At 35.3% G+C, this 20,319-nt stretch carries 15 protein-coding genes, 1 riboswitch and 1 other annotated feature; of the genes, 5 read left to right on the top strand and 10 right to left on the bottom strand.

Annotated elements, in window-relative coordinates; all coding sequences use genetic code 11:
- The first annotated feature begins 253 nt into the window (after window positions 1-253).
- The 4 genes from bsdE14_RS10500 (at window position 254) to bsdE14_RS10485 (ending at window position 3,660) form a co-directional block, all read left to right on the top strand.
- Window positions 254-1,198 (top strand): ABC transporter permease, encoded by a 945-nt coding sequence (locus bsdE14_RS10500; RefSeq protein ID WP_264849875.1) that lies wholly within the window; start codon window positions 254-256, stop codon window positions 1,196-1,198.
- A gap of 172 nt (window positions 1,199-1,370) precedes the next feature.
- Window positions 1,371-2,573, top strand: coding sequence for an MFS transporter (locus bsdE14_RS10495; RefSeq protein WP_264849874.1), 1,203 nt, complete (start codon window positions 1,371-1,373; stop codon window positions 2,571-2,573).
- Between the two features lie 27 nt (window positions 2,574-2,600).
- On the top strand, window positions 2,601-3,152 hold the full coding sequence (locus bsdE14_RS10490) for a GNAT family N-acetyltransferase (RefSeq protein ID WP_264849873.1): 552 nt from the start codon (window positions 2,601-2,603) through the stop codon (window positions 3,150-3,152).
- 100 nt (window positions 3,153-3,252) lie between these two features.
- Window positions 3,253-3,660: a hypothetical protein gene (locus tag bsdE14_RS10485; RefSeq protein WP_264849872.1), complete on the top strand. Its 408-nt coding sequence runs from the start codon at window positions 3,253-3,255 to the stop codon at window positions 3,658-3,660.
- A 62-nt stretch (window positions 3,661-3,722) separates the two neighbouring features.
- Here the strand turns inward: bsdE14_RS10485 and purD are convergent, their stop codons facing one another.
- The 10 genes from purD to bsdE14_RS10435 form a co-directional block, all read right to left on the bottom strand.
- The gene (gene purD / locus bsdE14_RS10480) at window positions 3,723-4,973 is read right to left on the bottom strand and encodes a phosphoribosylamine--glycine ligase (protein ID WP_264849871.1); all 1,251 of its coding nucleotides are present in this window, start codon (window positions 4,971-4,973) and stop codon (window positions 3,723-3,725) included.
- An 88-nt stretch (window positions 4,974-5,061) separates the two neighbouring features.
- A complete protein-coding gene (gene purH, locus bsdE14_RS10475) occupies window positions 5,062-6,564 on the bottom strand; it encodes a bifunctional phosphoribosylaminoimidazolecarboxamide formyltransferase/IMP cyclohydrolase (protein WP_264849870.1) in 1,503 nt (500 codons plus the stop codon).
- Between the two features lie 71 nt (window positions 6,565-6,635).
- Window positions 6,636-7,244 carry a phosphoribosylglycinamide formyltransferase gene (gene purN / locus bsdE14_RS10470; protein WP_264849869.1) on the bottom strand — a complete coding sequence of 203 codons (609 nt, stop codon included), beginning with the start codon at window positions 7,242-7,244 and terminating at the stop codon, window positions 6,636-6,638.
- Window positions 7,232-8,227, bottom strand: coding sequence for a phosphoribosylformylglycinamidine cyclo-ligase (gene purM / locus bsdE14_RS10465; RefSeq protein WP_264849868.1), 996 nt, complete (start codon window positions 8,225-8,227; stop codon window positions 7,232-7,234). The genes purN and purM overlap by 13 nt, the downstream gene beginning before the upstream one ends.
- An 18-nt stretch (window positions 8,228-8,245) precedes the next feature.
- Window positions 8,246-9,682, bottom strand: a complete 1,437-nt coding sequence (gene purF / locus bsdE14_RS10460) for an amidophosphoribosyltransferase (protein ID WP_435382606.1) — start codon at window positions 9,680-9,682, stop codon at window positions 8,246-8,248.
- A 26-nt stretch (window positions 9,683-9,708) separates the two neighbouring features.
- The gene (gene purC, locus bsdE14_RS10455; RefSeq protein ID WP_264849866.1) at window positions 9,709-10,425 is read right to left on the bottom strand and encodes a phosphoribosylaminoimidazolesuccinocarboxamide synthase; all 717 of its coding nucleotides are present in this window, start codon (window positions 10,423-10,425) and stop codon (window positions 9,709-9,711) included.
- On the bottom strand, window positions 10,425-10,904 hold the full coding sequence (gene purE / locus bsdE14_RS10450) for a 5-(carboxyamino)imidazole ribonucleotide mutase (protein WP_264849865.1): 480 nt from the start codon (window positions 10,902-10,904) through the stop codon (window positions 10,425-10,427). The genes purC and purE overlap by 1 nt, the downstream gene beginning before the upstream one ends.
- Before the next feature lie 144 nt (window positions 10,905-11,048).
- Complete coding sequence (locus bsdE14_RS10445) at window positions 11,049-14,804, bottom strand: phosphoribosylformylglycinamidine synthase (RefSeq protein WP_264849864.1); 3,756 nt, start codon at window positions 14,802-14,804, stop codon at window positions 11,049-11,051.
- A 259-nt stretch (window positions 14,805-15,063) separates the two neighbouring features.
- Window positions 15,064-15,165: riboswitch (purine riboswitch) on the bottom strand.
- A gap of 232 nt (window positions 15,166-15,397) precedes the next feature.
- Window positions 15,398-16,165, bottom strand: a complete 768-nt coding sequence (locus tag bsdE14_RS10440) for a LytR/AlgR family response regulator transcription factor (protein WP_264849863.1) — start codon at window positions 16,163-16,165, stop codon at window positions 15,398-15,400.
- Window positions 16,166-17,800, bottom strand: a complete 1,635-nt coding sequence (locus tag bsdE14_RS10435; protein ID WP_264849862.1) for a LytS/YhcK type 5TM receptor domain-containing protein — start codon at window positions 17,798-17,800, stop codon at window positions 16,166-16,168.
- Window positions 17,801-18,101: 301 nt separating this feature from the next.
- On the opposite strand from bsdE14_RS10435, the gene bsdE14_RS10430 reads away from it, so the two are divergent.
- Entirely contained in the window at window positions 18,102-19,889 is a 1,788-nt protein-coding gene (locus bsdE14_RS10430) for a carbon starvation CstA family protein (protein WP_264849861.1), read from the top strand.
- 127 nt (window positions 19,890-20,016) lie between these two features.
- Window positions 20,017-20,263: a binding site (T-box leader), on the top strand.
- The last annotated feature ends 56 nt before the right edge of the window (window positions 20,264-20,319 follow it).

The raw sequence follows: 20,319 nt of genomic DNA, 5'->3' as shown, positions 1-20,319 counted from the left end.
TTTTGCACTCTTCCGAATTAAATTCTTTGCATAGAAAGAATATCTTCCCCTAAAAGGACCAAAACCCCACGCACACCTCGGTTTTGGTCCTTTTTCTTTTTAAATATAAAGGTTCTTTACTTCTGCTAAAAATTCTATTCTTCAGTTCATTCTTAAACTTATCTTACAAAACGCTTATTTAGTTATATTTCTCAAATAATATTAATAGACTTTAAGTGTCTAGATTATTTTCAATTCGATTGAAGGTGATTAAATGCTTAATTATTTATTTAAAAAACTTAAAATTTTAATACTTGTGCTTGTAAGTACTATAATGGTTCTTTTCTTTTTTTATGTCTCACTCCCTGCTGACTTTGCTTCTGCCCAAGGGCCTATACCTCTTGAAGATAAAATAGCAATAAGGCATAAATTGCATTTGGATGAATCCAATGCTGCTCAGTTTAAATATTGGGTTATGGGGCTTTTAAAAGGCAATCTTGGAAATTCCTTTGCCACTGGAACTTCTATTAACTCCGTTATTGGTCCATGCCTAAAGAACACCCTTAAGCTTAATATAATTTCTTTTTTAATAAGCCTTATAATTGCTATACCCATAGGCATAAAATCAGCCTGTAAAAAGTATTCTTTTTTTGATACCCTTTTTAATGTAATTTCACTAATAGGAATATCAGTACCAGCTTTTGCACTAGCAGTTACCTCTAAGTACTTTTTTACCTATAACAGTACAGTATTTGATATATTTGCTAGGCACAGAAACTGGAACTTCTTAAAATACAGCAATACTATGAATCATCTTATACTCCCATATTTAATAACTATTCTAATCAATCTAGCAACTCTTATTAAGTACACTCGTTCAAGCATGCTGGATGTAATTTTACAGGATTATGTAAGAACAGCTAGAGCAAAGGGACTTAAGGAAAATAAAGTTATCTATAAACATGCTTTTAAAAATGCCCTGCTTCCAATTACCACTATTATAGGATTATCAATTCCTCAAATCTTTGCTGGGTCCTTTTTTATAGAAATTGTATTAGGCTATCCTGGGATTGGCCCATTATCCTATCAAGCAGTTTTTATGAGAGATTATCCTATGATGATGGGTATAAGTATTGTAATGTGCCTTGTTATAATGCTAGCAAACCTTTTTACAGATATATGCTATAGATTAATTGATCCAAGAATAAAATTCAATTAATTTGTCTTGAATATACTGTAAATTATGGTATAATATATGTACGGTGAGTGTGCCTAGAGTTTCGAGCGGCACAGGGATGCATCCTACACGTAGAGAGTTTTAACCCTGCGGAGTCACTTCTTAAGTGTGACTTTGTGGGGTTTTTTATTTTTATTTTTAAGGGGGGATATATATGAGCAAAGGATATGAAAGAAACACTAAAATTTACTATTACTACTCAACCTTTGCCGAGCTATTGATTCTTGGTCCTATTCTAGTTTTATATTTAACTGCTAAGGGACTATCCTTTACTGAAATAATGGCTCTGCAGTCTATTTCAGCAGTAGGAACTGTATTATTTGAAGTACCTACAGGAGCAGTTGCAGATAGAATAGGAAGAAAGCAGAGTATCTTTATAGGAGCATTACTTTGGGCAGCAAGCCTAAGCATGTATATAGCTGGAAAGGTATATTTTGTTTTCATACTGGCAGAGCTTACCTTCAGCCTGGGGGCAGCCTTTAAGTCAGGAGCTGACAGCGCACTAATTTATGATTCTTTAAAAACAGAGAGTAAAGAGAAAGAATATCAGATGGTAGAAGGAAAGGCTAGATCCTATGCCCTGTATGCACAAGCTATAGGTTCCGTTATTGCTGGTTTTGTATATGAGGTCAATATATATTTGCCAATGATAATATCTATAGGCTTTATGATTATTACAGCACTGATTACCTTGGGTTTTAAAGAACCTCCAATGTTTGAAGAAGGAACTGAAAAGGAAGAAACCTATTTTAAGCAGATTATTGAAAGCGGAAAATACGTCCTTTCTCATGAAAAGCTAAAGGCCATCGTGTTATTTTCCATGGTATTCTTTATATTTTACAGAGCTGGCTATTGGTACTACCAGCCTTATATGGAAGCAGTTAAAATTCCTGTAAAATACTTTGGTATCATATTCTTTATTTTTAATATAACCGCAGCCTTTTTCTCAAAGAGAAGCTCATATATTATGGACAAAACTAAACCAAAAACTTTAACCTTTATGGCCTTACTGATGATAGCGTCCTTCCTGCTTATGGGAATATTTAAAGTATGGATTGGTGTATTTGCTATATTACTTCAACAGGTAGCTAGAGGTATTAACAGACCTGTTATAACTAAGTACATGAATAAGCATATATCCTCTGATAAGAGGGCTACTATACTCTCCTTCCAGAGCTTGGCATGTAATATTGCAGTAGCTGTTACCTTTCCTTTTATGGGAATACTGAAGGATCATAGCAATATATATACTACAAATCTTATACTAGCTGCTTCAATGACAATATTAACTTTATTTGCTGTAAAATACATGGATAGCAGACTTGGCATAGATTGCAAATCAACTAAAGCATTGTAATTATTTTTTATAAGGGGTGTAATTATTGTGGATGTACAAATTATTTTAAAAGAAACTAAGCTAAAAAACGGTGATACGCTAATACTTAGAAAGCCAACCACAGAAGATGCTGTAAAAATGATTCAGTATCTTAATACTGTTGGCGGAGAAAGCAACAACCTATTGTTTGGAAAAGGTGAATTCCGCTTAAGTGTAGAGCAGGAAATGGAGCATATAAAAAATGTAAATGCTGATTCTAATTCACTTATGATTATTGGAGCTATAAATGATAATATCATTTCAATAGCTGGAATTATGACTCCCAACAGGAAAAGGATAGCTCATAACGGCGATGTTGCTATTTCCGTAAAAAAGGAATACTGGTCAAATGGTATTGGCAGTGAAGTTATGTCTGAATTAATAAGCTTTGCTAAAAAGAACGGTACTATCAAAAATGTAAGTCTTGGAGTTCGCGCTGGAAATGAAACTGCCATTAAGCTATATGAAAAGTTTGGCTTTCAAAAGGTAGGGCTTCACAAAAACTTTTTTAATATAGACGGCGACTTTTATGATGAAATCTTAATGGATTTATATCTATAATTACCTTTACAATTTTAATTAACTACATGTAACCATTTGCAAAGCCTACTCATATTATATTTTGTGAGATTAATTACAGCAATTAATTGGAGGTTTTGTTGTGGAATATTACCAACATATGCCATGTATGAACTGTATGATGATGGATATGTACGAACAACCTATGATGGATATGGAAGAAGAACACCTTAAGATGATGTATCCAAGAATATATGGAAGAATAATGCCTCATGTAAAGCATCATTGTGATATGTATGAAGGTGCTTATGGAACTATGAGCTGCCCGAGCCATGAACACATGCACCATATGTGCGATGAAATTTACAAAAAAGTTGAGAAGGACTTTGATGATGAATACGGTCATGGTGAAGATGAAGACCATGAAAGATTAGACCGTCAATTTGGATTTAATCCTTTTGGAAGAGACCTAATTACTATACTTCTTCTTAATGAGCTTATTGGAAGAAGAAGGAGAAGGAGAAGAAGAAGACCTAGACCATATTATTAAAACTGTTAAAAGCGATGGTGAGTACATACTACTACCATCGCTTTATAATCTTCTGCAAAATTCTATTTTACTTTTCCAATATCACTTCTATAATAAATTCCTTCAAACTCTATATGCTTTATATCTCTATATGCATTTTCTCTAGCCTGCTCTAAGGTGTCGCCTATAGCAGATACTGCAAGCACTCTGCCTCCAGCAGTAGCTAGTTCTCCATTTTGAGTTTTGGCTCCTGCAGCAAAAACCTTGCTGTCTAGGTTTTCAAAACCCTTTATTGTAAATCCAGTTTTATAGCTTCCTGGATATCCTGCTGAAGCAGCTACTACAGAGCAGCAGTGTTTATTTTTCCACTGCAGCTTATATGCTTCTAGCCTCTTATTAACAGCTTCAATTATAAGCTCAGCAAAGTCACTTTCCATTAGTGGAAGTACGGCTTCGGTTTCTGGATCTCCCATACGTACATTGTACTCTAAAAGGTATACACCTTTTTTCGTAATCATAAGTCCAAAGAATACAATTCCTACATAATCCATCTTTTCACCCTGTATACCCTTAAGGGTTGGAAGCATAATGTGTTCCTTGAAGCTATTTAATACCTCTTCAGTGCAATATGGATTGGGTGATATGGCTCCCATGCCGCCAGTATTTGGACCTTCGTTGTTATCGTATATAGTCTTGTGGTCCTTAGCTGATAGAAATGGAAGAATAACATTACCATCTGTTATAGCTAAAATTGAAGCCTCTACTCCTTCTAGGAATTCCTCTATTATTATCTTTTTACCAGCACCCTTAAATATATCCTTAACCATGAAGCTTAAAACGGCCTCTTCAGCTTCTTCAAAGGCTTTACAAATAGCAACCCCTTTGCCAGCCGCTAGTCCGTCGGCTTTTACAACCACTGGATAGCCGCAGCCCTTTAGATATTCTACCGCTTTGTCACTATCTTCAAATTCCTCATAAGCTGCAGTTTTAACATTGTACTTTTTGCAGAATTCCTTTGAATAGGACTTGCTACCTTCAAGCCTTGCAGCAGCTTTAGCTGGCCCGAATATTTTTAAGCCCTGTGCCTTAAAGTCATCCACAACTCCATCAACTAGTGGAGCCTCTGGTCCCACTACAGTAATATCTATATTGTTTTCAAGAGCAAACTTTATTAGCTCGCTGGTATCTGATATATTTATATTCTCACACTTAGCTTCTATGCTAGTTCCACCATTGCCTGGTGCACAATATACCTTTTCTGCTAAGGGGCTCTGTGCAAGCTTCCATGCTATAGCATGTTCTCTTCCTCCACCACCTATGACTAAAAATTTCATATTACATCCTCCTCAATACAGACTAAACTAATAACATAATACTCACAGACTTTTCTTGTACAGCTTTAGCATAATCTGTGCAGAAGTATTAATGCTTAAAGTGTCTTATACCTGTAAATACCATTGCTATATTATGCTTATTACAAGCTTCTATGGATTCTTCGTCTCTTACAGATCCACCTGGTTGAATAATAGCCTTTATATTGTATTTTGCTGCTTCTTCAACTACATCACTAAATGGGAAGAAGGCATCTGAAGCTAAAACTACTCCGTCCTTTGCTCTATCTAGCGCTTCTGCTGCTGCCCATATTCTATTAACCTGTCCTCCGCCAATTCCCTTTGCCATTCCGTCTTTTACAACTACGATAGCATTGGATTTAACATATTTAACAACCTTCATTCCAAACATTAAATCCTTCATGTGTTCTTCACTTGGCTTTTCATTAGTTACATATTTTATATCTTCAATAAGCTTATTGTCTGTTTCTTGAGTTAATATTCCTCCGTCTACAGAAACAAAGTCCATCACAGCTTGAGGTTTAATATCACACTTTATAACTCTTAAATTCTTCTTTGTCTTTAAAACTTCTAGAGCATCCTCATGAAAATCTGGAGCTATAACTATCTCAAGGAATATCTTTTTAAGCTCTTCTGCTGTAGCCTTATCTACCGTTTTATTAAGGGCTACTATTCCACCGTAAATTGATACTTCGTCACAGGAATATGCCTTTACATAAGCATCATATATATTTTCAGCAACAGCCACGCCGCAAGGTGTATTGTGCTTTAATGCACAGCAGGCTGGCTCTTCAAATTCGCAGGCTACCTTCCAAGCTATATCCATATCCTTTATGTTATTATAAGAAAGTTCTTTTCCATTAAGTTGTACAAAATCCTTCATTGGAGCTTTTCCAACAGCCTTAACATAGTAAGCTGCCTTTTGGTGTGGGTTTTCGCCATATCTCAAATCCATATGCTTTTTATAAGATAGGGTTAGATATTCAGGACATGCTTCATCTTCTAATAAGAAATTACTGATAGCTGCATCATAGCAGGACATTAAATTAAATACCTTTCCAGCTAGTGTTTTTCTAAAGCTGAAATCTACTTCTTCTTTTTCTTCTATTTGCTCTATAACCTTGTCATAGTCATTAACATCTGATAAAACTAGTACATCTCTAAAGTTCTTAGCTGCTGCTCTAAGCATAGTTGGTCCACCGATATCTATGAACTCTACTTTTTCATCAAAACTTATATTCTCTTGAACCTTTTCAAAGAAAGGATACAAGTTTACAACTACCATGTCTATAGGAGTTATACCCTTTTTATTTAATGTTTCCATATGTTCTTTATTGTCTCTTATAGCAAGTATTCCAGAATGAATTATTGGGTGAAGGGTTTTAACTCTTCCATCTAATATTTCTTCAAACCCTGTTACTTCAGAAACTTCAACAACAGCTATACCATTTTCCTTTAGGTATTTAAAAGTTCCGCCTGTTGATAATATTTCAACCCCTCTAGCCTGTAAAAACTTTGCAAGCTTTAATACATTTGTCTTATCATAAACGCTAATAAGTGCTCTTTTTAACATAATCTTTTCTCCTTTCACCTGAAACACTGGGTAACCTAACCTTGCCGGTTGCCACCGACAGGTTACCCCTACTATTCTATAATAACTTTTCTACCGATTTTCTTGATTTTGCCTTCAGAAAACAGCTTAATAACCTCTGGAAGTGCCTTGTGTTCCTCTACTAAAACTCTGTTTTGAAGAGTTTCTGCAGTGTCATCAGCATATACCGGAACCATCTTTTGACATATTATAGCTCCTGTATCAGTTCCATCATCTACAAAATGTACTGTGCAGCCAGAAAACTTTACGCCGTACTCTATAGCACTTTCATGAACCTTTATACCATACATGCCTTTTCCACAAAAAGAAGGTATTAATGATGGATGAATGTTAATAATTCTATTTTTAAAGGCTTTAAGAATGTCTCCGTTAAGGATGGATAAAAAGCCTGCAAGTACTATTAAATCAACCTTATCTCTAACTAAGCTATAAATCTTTTCTGATAACTCTCTGCCATACTGCTTTCTATCCACTACTTCTGCCTTTATATTATTTTGTGCCGCTCTCTCTAAACCATATATATTGGGTCTATCAGCTATAACTATTTCTATACTGCAATCTAAGGAATCTTTTTTTATGCTGTCTATTATAGATTGCAAATTACTGCCTCCGCCAGAAATTAGTACTGCTATTTTAAGCAAACCCCAGCACCTCCGGCTTCTACATGTCCTATGCCATAAGCTTTATACCCAAGGTTATCTAATGTCTTAATTATTTTGTATTCATCCTCACCATTTACACATAGCACAAAACCGATGCCCATATTATAGGTATTAAACATTTGTTCTTCTTCTACTCCAAGAGACATCATATGTTTAAATATTTCTGGCCTGTTAAAGCTCTTTTTATCTATTACAGCTGTAAGTTCACCTTTAAACATTCTAGGAATGTTCTCATAGAAGCCTCCGCCGGTTATATGAGCCATACCTTTAATTTCAAAGGTTTCTAAAAGTTTTAGTATAGGTTTTACATATATTCTTGTTGGGGTTAAAAGTATATCTCCCATAAGTTTTCCGTCAAGCTCAGCATTTAAATCTGGAATAAGCTTTCTAACTAAGGAATATCCGTTGCTGTGTACTCCTGAGGATTCTATTCCTATAAGTTTATCTCCTGGTTTTATTGTGCTGCCATCAATTATTTTGTCTTTTTCAACTACACCTACTGCAAAACCTGCTATATCATATTCTCCATCTCTATAGAAGCCTGGCATCTCTGCTGTTTCTCCACCAATTAGTGCACATCCAGCATCTAAACATCCATCAGATACTCCCTTAACTAGGTCCGCTGCTACTTCAGCTTCAAGCTTTCCACAAGCTATATAATCAAGGAAAAATAGAGGCTTTGCACCGTGGCAGAGTATGTCATTAACACACATTGCAACACAGTCTATTCCTACTGTATCATACTTTTTCATTCTAAAGGCTATATCTAGTTTTGTTCCAACTCCATCTGTGCCTGAAACAAGTACTGGATTATTGTAATGTCCAAGCTCTACCATACCAGCAAAGCTTCCAATACCATTTAAAACTCCTGGTATGAAAGTTTTCTTTGCGTGCTCCTTTATCAAGCTAACTGATTTGTAGCCTTCTTCTATATTAACTCCAGAATCCTTATATGTTATCATAACTTTTCCCCCTATATTTTAGTTATTAGGTTTTTCTAAATTATCCTTCGCTGTTTCCATTGGTGCTGCCACAGGATATACTCCTTTAAAACAACCAAGACAAAACTTATTTGTAGTTCCCAAGGATTTTAAAAGTCCTTCCATACTCAAATATGAAAGTGAATCTGCACCAATTTCCTGTCTTATGCTCTCAAGATCAAGTTGAGCACCTATAAGTTCTTTTCTATAGGGAGTATCTATGCCAAAATAACATGGATACTTAACCACTGGAGACGCTACTCTAAAGTGCACCTCAGTTGCTCCTGCCTTTCTTAATGATTCAACCAGCCTTCTGCTTGTAGTTCCTCTAACTATAGAGTCATCTATAAGTATTACTCTTTTGCCATCTACATTGACCTTTAGTGGGTTAAGCTTAACAGATACAGCCTTTTCTCTTATTTCCTGAGAAGGCGTTATAAAAGTTCTACCTACATATCTGTTTTTTATAAAGCCCAAGCCATAAGGTATGCCTGATGCCTCTGCAAACCCAGTGGCTGCTGGAATACCGGAATCAGGCACTCCAATTACTACATCAGCCTCTATAGGGCTTTCAGAGTAAAGCTGCTCTCCGGCTTTTACCCTTGCTGTATAAACATCAATTCCATCAATAATACTGTCAGGTCTTGCAAAATAGATATATTCAAAAGCACATATTTCATTTTTAGCTTGTTCAGAGAAATTTATAGACTTTAATCCCATTTCATCAATTATTACAATTTCCCCAGGTCTAACATCTCTCACAAACTCTGCTCCCACTGCATCAAGAGCACAGCTTTCTGAGCATAATATATAATTCTCATTAAGCTTTCCAATACATAGAGGTCTTATTCCATTAGGATCCCTTACTCCAATAAGCTTGTTTTCTGTAAGCATTACTATTGCATAAGAGCCCTTAACTGCTTGAATTGCATCTACTAATGCTCTTTCAATTCCTCTTTTAGCACCTCTAGCTATAAGGTTAAGCAAAACTTCTGAATCATTAGTTGTTTGAAATATACATCCGCCATCCTCTAAAAGTTCTCTTATAACATCGTCATTTACAAGATTTCCATTGTGAGCTATAGCTATTGTTCCAAGCTTATACTTAACTAATATTGGCTGTGCATTATTTACATTGCTGGAGCCAGTAGTGGAATATCTAACATGCCCTATAGCGGATATTCCTTTAAGAGAACTTATTATATCCTTATTAAACACATCAGCCACAAGGCCCATAGCTTTATGATATTCTATGCTTTCACCGTTTGATACGGCTATTCCAGCACTTTCCTGACCTCTATGCTGAAGAGCATACAATCCGTAATAAGTAATAGATGCCACATCAAGAGTTTCTGTGGAATAAATTCCAAATACTCCACATTCATCTTTAAACTTATCGTCTTCAATATCAAAAGGTACTTCTGGACTATATGTCATTACCTCTCTATTACTTTCTCTTATCATTATTTTATTTCTCCAGTTATTCTATTTAATATTTCTACATAAGCCTCTTTTACATTCCCAAGGTCTCTTCTAAATCTATCCTTATCAAGCTTTTCATTTGTAGTAGCATCCCAGAATCTGCAAGTATCTGGCGATATTTCATCAGCTAAAATTATCTCTCCATCACTGTTCTTACCAAACTCTAATTTAAAATCTATTAATTTAATATTTTGCTTTAGGAAGAATTCCTTTAATATTTCATTAATTTCATCAGCCATTCCATATATAGTCTTTAATTCTTCAAAGGTTGTTAGTCCAATAGCTACTGCATGGTGATCATTTATTAGTGGATCTCCTAATTCGTCATTCTTGTAGCTTAACTCAAATACTGTAGTTTTAAGCTCCATACCTTCATTTAATCCAAGCCTCTTAGCCATACTTCCTGCTGCTACATTTCTTACGATTACTTCAAGTGGTACTATTTGAACTTTGCTGCAAAGCTGTTCTCTATCATTTAACTTTCCTATAAAATGAGTTTTAACTCCCTTGCTCTCTAAAAGCTTAAATAGTGCAGAAGTTATAGTATTGTTAAAAACTCCCTTTTCTTCTATTTGTCCCTTCTTTTCTCCATTAAATGCTGTAGCATCATCTTTATAGTAAACTATTACCTTGCTTTCATCGTCAGTTTTAAATACCTTTTTTGCTTTTCCTTCATACATCATTTCTAACTTTTCCATTAAAACTCCACCCCTTCATTATTATCTCTTATAAATTTTTCTTTCATGTTTTTTCTATATTGAGAAAGCTTTTCTTTCACTTCTGGATACTTTAAAGATAGTATTTGTACTGCAAGCATACCTGCATTGTAGCTGTTATTTATACCAACTGTAGCTACAGGTATGGATTTTGGCATTTGAACTATGGCTAGCAGTGAATCCATTCCGTTTAATGCTGCATTTATTGGAACTCCTATTACAGGAAGTATTGTATGCGATGCAATAACTCCAGGCAGATGAGCAGCAAGTCCTGCCCCTGCAATAACACATTCATAGCCTTCCTCTTCTATATTATCCAGCACCTCCATCAGCTTTTCTGGTACTCTATGAGCAGATAGAATAAACGCCTTGTATTCAATATTGAACTCCTTAAGTGCATCTGCTGCACCCTTCATTATGTCCTTATCAGACTTGCTTCCAAAAATTATAGCAACCTTCATTGTTTTCTCCTCCTTTTAGTCGTCGCACTGGGTAACCTACCCTTGTCGATTGCCATCGACAGTTTACCCGTAAATGTCCATTTAGGACATTTACCTCCTTATAGTCATCGCACGGGGTAACTTATTCACGCCGATTCCAGAGCACTATTTAAAATAGTTCACTCCAGCTTCAAATAATCTTTGATCCTTCTCACCTGGAATATTCCTTAATATATCCTTATAAGCTCTTTCGCTGTGTCCCATCTTCCCAAGAATTCTTCCATCCGGACTAGTGATTGCTTCTATTGCAAAGGTAGAACCATTTGGGTTATGAGCTATGTCATAAGTTGCATTTCCCTGGAAATCTACATATTGAGTAGCTATTTGCCCGTTTTCTATAAGCTTTCTCACTACTGCTTCACTTGCTACAAATCTTCCTTCTCCATGGGATACAGGTATCGTATGGATATCTCCTGTATTTACATTGCTGAACCAAGGTGAAAGTGTAGAAGTTATTCTTGTTCTTGCCATACAGGATATATGTCTACCTATCTTATTGTAGGTCAGTGTTGGACTGTCCTCACTTAATTCTGTTATCTCTCCATAAGGTACAAGACCTAATTTTATAAGTGCTTGGAAGCCATTGCATATTCCCAGCATCAAGCCATCTCTTTGTTTTAAAAGCTTCATTACAGCATCTTTTATCTTTTCATTTCTAAATATAGTAGCAATAAACTTTGCTGAACCATCTGGTTCGTCCCCAGCACTAAAGCCGCCAGGAATCATTATTATTTGAGCTTCATTTATCTTTTTAACCATTTCATCAATTGATTCTTCTATATGCCTTGATGATAAATTCTTAAATACAAGAGTACTAGCTTCTCCTCCAGCCCTTTCAAAAGCAAGTTGTGAATCATACTCACAGTTTGAGCCTGGGAACACAGGTATAAATATCTTTGGCTTAGCAGCTTTGATTACTGGAGCTTTAGTATTTCTGTTACCATAGCTTACATTTTCAATAGGTTCATTTATTTCTTCTGTTCTAGTTTTGAATATATTTTCTAAGGTATCTTCATAAGCTGTAACTGCTTCTGAAAGTGAAATCTTAGTACGCTCAATTTCTATAACAGCCTCTCTTTGAGTTGTTCCAAGTACAGTAAATACTACTTCTCCAAAAACCTTATCTAAATCAGCATCTTCTTTAAGCTCTAAAATTATTGAACCGTAGCTTGGATTGAATAAATCCTCTGCCATGAAGTACTCGTCCATTTTAAAGCCAATTCCATTACCAAAGCACATTTTGCTTATTGCTTCAGCTATTCCGCCACTTTTTACACTACAAGCTGACACTACAGTACCTTCCTTAATAAGCTGTTGAACTTTTTCAAAGTTGTTTTTCAATATATTGAAATCAGGAAGTTCATTTTTGTCTCTTGGTGCTTCTATCATAACAACGTTGCTATTTGTGTTTTTAAATTCAGGGGATAGTATTCTGTCCACCTTAGCAGTTGTAACTGCAAAAGCAACTAAAGTCGGTGGGACATCTAATTCTTTAAAAGTTCCAGACATACTATCCTTCCCACCAATTGCGGGTATTCCTAACTGCCTTTGTACATGCAATGCACCTAATAGTGCTGCAAAAGGTTTTCCCCATCTTTCAGGGTCTTTACCTAATCTTTCGAAGTACTCCTGAAGGGAAAGTCTTATGTTTTTATAATCTCCCGCCATGGACACTATTTTAGCTGCAGCTTCAACTAAAGCATAAACGGCACCGTGGAAAGGACTCCATTTAGCTATTTCAGGATTATATCCATAGGTCATAAGTGAAGCTGTTTTAGTAGTTCCATGAAGCACTGGTATCTTAGCTGCCATGCCCTCAGCAGGAGTTATTTGATACTTTCCACCTAAAGGCATTAGGACTGTCCCTGCCCCTATAGAACTATCAAATCTTTCTATCAAGCCCTTTTGGCTGCATATATTAAGCTTCTTAAGATTATCAATCCATTGATCTTTTACATTCTCAACTCTTTTGTTTTTAAAGTAGCTGCTGTCCTTTTCTGGAGCCTTTACAACTACCTTTGTATTTTGTCTAACTCCATTTGTATCAAGGAATTCTCTACTTATATTTACAATGCATTTATCTCTCCAGAACATTCTAAGTCTTTTATCTTCCTTAACCTCAGCAACTACTGTAGCTTCAAGGTTTTCTTCTTCTGAAAGCCCTATAATTTCATCTCTATGTTCTTTTTCAATGACTATAGCCATTCTCTCTTGGGATTCAGATATGGCAAGCTCTGTACCATCTAACCCCTCGTATTTTTTAGGAACTAAATCTAAATTTATATCTAAACCATCTGTAAGTTCTCCGATAGCTACTGAAACACCACCAGCACCGAAGTCATTACATCTTTTTATAAGCTTTGTTACTTCTGGTCTTCTAAATAACCTTTGGATTTTTCTCTCTACTACAGGGTTTCCTTTTTGAACCTCAGCTCCACAGGTTAGTATTGATTTTTCATCATGTTCCTTTGAAGAACCAGTAGCACCACCACAGCCATCTCTTCCTGTCCTTCCGCCAATTAGCACAATTAAATCTCCAGGCATTGGTGTTTTTCTTATTACATTTTCCTTAGGTGCAGCTGCTATAACTGCTCCAACTTCCATTCTCTTTGCTACAAAGCCCTCATCATAAACCTCAGAAACTTGACCAGTTGCTAGTCCTATTTGATTTCCGTAAGAGCTATATCCATGGGCTGCTCCGAGAGTAATCTTTCTTTGAGGAAGCTTTCCTGGGAGTGTATCCTCAACTTTAGTTCTAGGATCACCACTTCCAGTTACTCTCATAGCTTGATAAACATATGCTCTTCCGGAAAGTGGATCTCTTATTGCCCCCCCAAGACAAGTTGCTGCTCCTCCAAAAGGTTCTATTTCCGTTGGGTGATTGTGGGTTTCATTTTTGAACATCAACAGCCATTTTTCATCATTTCCATCCACATCAACATCAATCTCTATACTGCAGGCATTTATTTCGTCAGAGGAATCAAGATCTGAAAGCTGACCTCTTTTTCTAAGCTCCTTCATGCCTACTATAGCAATATCCATAAGACATATATCCTTTTTCTCTCCATTGCGCACATACTCTAGACTGTTTAAGCATTCTCCATAAGCCTTGCTGATAGCTTCTGAATATTCGCCATCTTCTATGTCTACAGCTTCTATTTTTGTCATGAAAGTTGTATGTCTGCAGTGATCAGACCAATAAGTATCTATAACCTTCAGCTCAGTCATAGTAGGATTTCTTTTTTCTGTTTCCTTGAAATATTTCTTGCAGAAGTTTAAATCCTCCAGGCTCATAGCAAGGCCATACTTTTCTATATATTTTTTCATTTCTTCATCTGAATTTTCTATAAAACCCTCTAAAATCTCTATTTCATGAACGTTTTCTAATGAAGTGTCTAGTGAATTTGGTTTATCAAGAGATGCTTGCCTTGAATCTACTGGATTTATACAATAACTTTTTATCTTTTCAAATTGACTTTCATTGATGTGACCTTCTAAAATAATTACCTTGGCGGAGTTTATGGATACTCCCTCTTCCTGAGTTAGGATTTGTATACATTGACATGCGGAATCTGCTCTTTGATCGTACTGACCTGGTAGGTATTCCATTGCAAAAACTCTGCTCTGCTGGAATTCAATTTCTTCTTCATAAACATAGTCTACAGTTATTTCAGAAAATATTATGTTCTTAGCATTTTCATATTCTTCCTGTGTAATTCCGCAGATATCATATCTATTTAAAAGCCTCAAATCAGTTAGCTCTGTTATGCCTAAGTTGTACTTCAAATCATTTAGCAGCGCCTTTGCTTCTACATCGAAGCCTGGCTTTTTCTCAACAAATATTCTTCTAATAGCACTCATACCTATTCTCCTTATCTTATAATAAATTGAAGCTTCCATCATTGGGAGTTCTCTCTATACCCTACTGCCGATTGTTTAAAAAAATCGACACTAAGTAACCGTTAGCGGAGAATAAAAAAATCCACTATCGGCTAGGGTAAGCAGACAGTGGAAAAAGAGTATGATATATAAATACCACAACAATATTAGTATATTATGAATATGTTAAGTATACTAGAAGGGAACTATAACACGCAAATATACATATTGTGGCAAATATTAACTTTTCACACTCACCCATAGACGGAAAATTTACGGTTTCCTCGTAGAAACTCCTGAACCATATTATCAGGATTATATGAATGAAAATATTCAATTTTCTTATATACCTATGCTATCATGTATTCAAAAACTAATCAATACATTTTTTCAAAAAATTTATGTTATCATTCGTATTTTTCAGAAATTATTTTAATAAAGCGCTTTCATAGTTCGCCACATTACGAACTATATCTTTTACTGCACAAATAAATCATTTGGTGTTCAGTGCCATTTGGAATAAAAATACATCGCCCATTTAATTGCATATCGGGGTATATTCTTCAATATCCATGCTAAATATCTAGCAGACTTCTTAATTTTTTAACATTATTCCTGCTTACTGGGATTTCAGTCTTTTCTATATCATCCATAACTACTTTATAGCTTCCGTTAAACCAGGAAAACATTTCTTTTACCTTATTCAAATTGACTAAAAAACTTCTATGAGCCCTAAAGAATTTCGTCTTTTCCTCCAGTTTGCATAGATTAAATATGGCACTATATTTTTGATCTATTGTTTTAACATATACCTTTTCGCCTTCAATATAACAATAATAAATATCATTTATATCTATAAGCACAATCTTTCCATTGTGCTCACAAGGCACTTTTTTTGCAGTTTTATCTTCTTCAGTAAGCCTTGTAATAATTTCATTCATTTTTAGCGCTATATCTAGTTCCGGCTTATTAAAGCTGTATTTGTGGACTACCCTATCAACTGTTTTATCTATCCGTATCTCATCAAAAGGCTTTAAAACATAATCTAAAGCTTCTACCTCGAAAGCCTCTAATGCATGCTGTTCATAGGCAGTAACAAAAATTATAGCTATACTCTCTTTAAATTCTTTAATCTGCCTTGCCAATTCCAATCCGTTTATTCCTGGCATATTTATATCTAAAAACACCACTTCTGGTTCTATTTCTTTTATAATTTTCATTCCATTATTTCCATCATAAGCTGTGGCCTTAATTGATAATTCCTTATGCTGCTCTAAAATATATTTAAGTTCTTGTGCTGCTGGGACTTCATCTTCAACTATTACACAATTTATCTTATTCAACTAAACTTCCTCCTTTGGTATACAGAACTCAACGATAGTACCTTGGTTAAGCTTGCTTTTTATAGTTAAGCCATACTCATTGCCATAGATAAGTTTAAGTCTTTCATTAATATTTTTAAGTCCAATTCCATTACCCTTTTGCAAAATATCCCTGCATTTTTCCTCAGCTATTCCGCATCCTGTATCTTCAACCATAAATTTAACTTTACTAAGCTCATCATAAGTACGTACAAATATGCTTCCACCCTCAACCTTTGGTGATAAGCCGTGTTTTATACAGTTCTCAACTAAAGGTTGAAGAACAAAAACTGGCACCTTTAGCTCATGAAGATTTTTATTAATTTCTAGCTGTAAACTCACTCTTTCTCCAAACCTTGCTTTTTCAATAGACATATAGGATTCAATTAGTGCTATTTCATCTTTTAATGGAACAAAGTCTTCTTCCCTCTTAAGGGTGGTTCTAAAGAAGTTAGAAAGGTCTATTATAAGTTCTCTAGCCTTAGTTGGGTTTGTCCTACAAAATGAAGCGATAGTATTCAAAGCATTAAATAAAAAATGAGGATGAATCTGCGATCTCAAAGCTTTAACTTCCGCTGCGTATGCTTCTTGAGCTAAATTATTCAAATTATACAGCTCTATCTGTGAGGCTAAAAGATTGCTAAGCTCCTTTGAAAGTTCAATAGAAGAATCGTCTAGTTCTCTTTTGGAATTAAACTTTAACCCCAACACTCCTTTAAATTGATCATCTGAAGTTATAATAGGGGTACACAAAAATACACATTCACGTTTTCCATTAATTACTGTAAACATATTACCAACTGGACAGTTATAATACTTTTCAACCTCTCTTTTTAATGCCTCTTCATCTAAGGTCCGTCCTTTATAAGCCAAAAAACCTTTTTCATCACCTAAAAAAACACCTCTTATATTACTATAATTGAATATTATTTCAGCAACATTTTCCGCTGTGCTCTTGTTGAATCCTTTTTTCATATGCTCCAAGGTTTTCTTTGCAATTGTGAGTATCTCATGAGCTACAACCATAGTTCTTCTGTTATAATCTTCTCTAACGTTTTCTATTATTTTAACAAAGACCATTACTCCAATAGTATTTACAAATATCATTGGAAGCGCTATTACCTTTTCAAGCTCTATAGCATTTTGCAGAGGTCTTGCAAAAATAAGTATTATGATTATTTGAAAAATCTCACCTATAAGCCCTGCTGAAAATGCCCCTAAAATATTAAATTTATTACCTTTTGAGTATTTCCTTACGGCTACCCCTGCCAAGGCTTCAAATATAGAAGCTACACCGCAGGAAAAAGCAGTAAATCCTCCAAGTGAATATCTATGCAAACCAGCCACAGCGCCAACTATAAGACCTACTACAGGACCACCAATATATCCTGCTGTAATAACAGCAATTGGCCTTGTATTTGCATAAGCATGTGGACCTACATCAATCCCCATATATGTTCCTATAATTGCTACCGCACTAAAGAATAATATCATAATGAATTTATCTCTTAGCTCTACTTTATCTTTAATTAAGTTATTAAACATTCTTGTCTGGCTGAAAATAAAAGCAGCCAAAGCAATAAGAGACATCTTTTCAAAAAGTTGCAGTAATAACATACAGCATTCTCCTTAATAACTTTAATATTGTGATAAAATTATAGCGCATTTCTACAATACTTACAATGAATCGACTAATGCCAACAAAGTAAACATTTTCAAGCGCCAAGAGTAAACGTTTAACTCATGCTGAACACCCCCTGAAAAATGCATTTCACCCCCATCTTTTTCACCTTTAAACTTATTTTATATTCTTAAAATTTTCTACATGCTATCATGTTATCAACCTAAATATTTAATTATCTTAAAGGACGTCCTATCATACTATCCACTTTATAAAATAAGAAAGAGAGGGTAAAATATGAATTCTATAGTATTAGTTATTATTGGACTTTTAGTGCTGATTATCGCTTACAGAACTTATGGGGCTTTTATTGCAGCAAAAGTACTGGCCCTTGATGAAAGCAAAAAAGTACCTTCTGAAGTTCACAACGATGGAAGAGACTATGTGCCTACAAATAAATGGGTGCTTCTTGGACATCACTTTGCAGCTATTGCTGGTGCTGGACCACTAATAGGACCAGTACTTGCAGCACAATTTGGTTTTCTTCCCGGTACACTATGGATATTGATTGGCGGAGTACTTGCTGGTGCTGTACATGACATTGTAGTACTGTTTGCTTCAGTTAGACATGATGGACAATCCATAGCAGAAATCGCAAAAATTTATTTTGGAAAGAAAATGGGCTTAGTAACTTCAATAGCGGTATTATTTATTCTTATAATAACTATGGCTGGTCTAGGAATACCAGTTGTTAATTCACTTTATAACAGCCCATGGGGTACTTTCACAGTAGGATTTACCATCCCAGTTGCTATATTAGTGGGCATATATTTAAAATTTATACGTCCTGGTAAAATAGGAGAGGCTACGCTTATAGGTATGGCATTAATCCTGGTTGGAGTTATTGCTGGTCCTTATATTGAGCACACTGCTCTAGCTAGATATTTAACATTCTCTGCTAAACAGATGTCACTTATCCTTGCGGTTTACGGCTTCCTTGCAGCAGCGCTTCCAGTTTGGCTATTACTTTTACCAAGAGACTATCTAAGCACATATATGAAAATCGGTGTTATCGGTGCTTTAGCGTTAGGTATCATTTTTGTAAGACCTGTACTACAAATGCCTGCAGTTACACAATTTGTACACGGAGGCGGACCTGTTATTCCAGGTAAAGTATTTCCATTCTTATTTATTACCATTGCCTGCGGTGCACTATCAGGCTTCCATGCTCTAATTGGTTCGGGAACCACCCCTAAGCTTATTAGCAATGAAAGAGATATCCTTCCAATTGGCTATGGAGCTATGCTTCTTGAATCATTTATAGCTTTAATGGCACTTATAGCAGCTACAGTACTTCCAACAGCTGATTACTTTGCAATCAACTCACTGCCAGCAGCCTTTGCAAAACTAAATATGGTGCCTCATGAATTAGGCTTCTTATCTAAGCTAGTTGGTGAAAACCTTGCTGGAAGACCAGGTGGATCAGTTTCTTTAGCAGTAGGTATGTCCTATGTATTTTATAAAATCCCTGGATTAAGTCATCTAATGGCATACTGGTACCACTTCTGCATTATGTTCGAAGCACTATTTATATTAACAACTATCGATGCAGGAACAAGAATAGGTAGATATCTGCTTCAAGATTTATTTGGACAAGCTTATAAACCATTAGCCAATAAAAATTCTTGGTTTAATATAATCTTCTTCAGCGCCTTAATGTCAGCATCCTGGGGATATCTATTATACACAGGAAATATATCTACAATATGGCCATTGTTTGGTGTAGCTAATCAAACTCTAGCAGCTATAGCCTTTGCCATAGGTACAACCGTAATAATAAAAATGGGCAAGCAAAAATATGCTATGATAACTATAATACCAATGATATTTATAGCAATAGTAACGCTTTCCGCATCCTTTACAAATATATTTACAAATTATTTGCCAAATAATAAAACTATTTTAGCAGTGCTTTCAGGAATATTAATATTAATGCTTTTAGTAATAATTGCTGAAAGTATAAAGGTTTGGATTAAGGAAATTAAAAAAATTAATATGGCCATAAAAGATAATGAAGTAGCTTAATTTAATTGTAAAATTTATATTGTTCTCAAAAGGAAAGCCTCTACGTTGGCTTTCCTTTTTCATATTTCCAATAAATACACATTGCTTTAGTGTATATATCATGTTATAATCTATCTAATTTATGGAAATAAATTCGTGGATCAGGAAGAGTAGCTGTAAAGTTTAGTTTCAGAGAGCTGAGGATGGTGTGAACTCAGTACAAAAGCCTACAGTGAATGGACCTGGTAGAAGTAAGCCGAAATCCAGACTTGGAGAGTAGTACTTAACGGAGGCCCACCGTTAAAAGGGATAGGATATTATTTAGTATCTGAAAGAGTGATGCCTTATTTAGGCATAATTTAGGTGGTACCGCGGATTATACCTTCGCCCTATTTTTTTAGGGTGAAGGTTTTTTATTTTGCTTTGAAAGGGGGTATTAAGCATGGTTTGA

It is taken from the genome of Clostridium omnivorum, from assembly GCF_026012015.1.
In the GTDB taxonomy this organism is placed as follows: Bacteria; Bacillota; Clostridia; order Clostridiales; family Clostridiaceae; genus Clostridium_AX; species Clostridium_AX omnivorum.
The sequence above is the reverse complement of the archived record's forward strand: the minus strand, read 5'-3'. Positions and strand labels throughout refer to the sequence as shown.

Bases quoted from the DNA above. Each gene is read 5' to 3' on its own strand.
- purF (WP_435382606.1), bottom strand. From the start codon at position 9,682: ATGACATATAGTCCAGAAGTACCTTTTGATATTGAAGACGATAAGTTT.
- purE (WP_264849865.1), bottom strand. From the start codon at position 10,904: ATGAAGGTTGCTATAATTTTTGGAAGCAAGTCTGATAAGGACATAATG.
- bsdE14_RS10445 (WP_264849864.1), bottom strand. From the start codon at position 14,804: ATGAGTGCTATTAGAAGAATATTTGTTGAGAAAAAGCCAGGCTTCGAT.
- purC (WP_264849866.1), bottom strand. From the start codon at position 10,425: ATGGAAAAGTTAGAAATGATGTATGAAGGAAAAGCAAAAAAGGTATTT.
- bsdE14_RS10435 (WP_264849862.1), bottom strand. From the start codon at position 17,800: ATGTTATTACTGCAACTTTTTGAAAAGATGTCTCTTATTGCTTTGGCT.
- bsdE14_RS10500 (WP_264849875.1), top strand. From the start codon at position 254: ATGCTTAATTATTTATTTAAAAAACTTAAAATTTTAATACTTGTGCTT.
- bsdE14_RS10430 (WP_264849861.1), top strand. From the start codon at position 18,102: ATGAATTCTATAGTATTAGTTATTATTGGACTTTTAGTGCTGATTATC.
- purM (WP_264849868.1), bottom strand. From the start codon at position 8,227: ATGATAACATATAAGGATTCTGGAGTTAATATAGAAGAAGGCTACAAA.
- bsdE14_RS10495 (WP_264849874.1), top strand. From the start codon at position 1,371: ATGAGCAAAGGATATGAAAGAAACACTAAAATTTACTATTACTACTCA.
- purD (WP_264849871.1), bottom strand. From the start codon at position 4,973: ATGAAATTTTTAGTCATAGGTGGTGGAGGAAGAGAACATGCTATAGCA.
- purH (WP_264849870.1), bottom strand. From the start codon at position 6,564: ATGTTAAAAAGAGCACTTATTAGCGTTTATGATAAGACAAATGTATTA.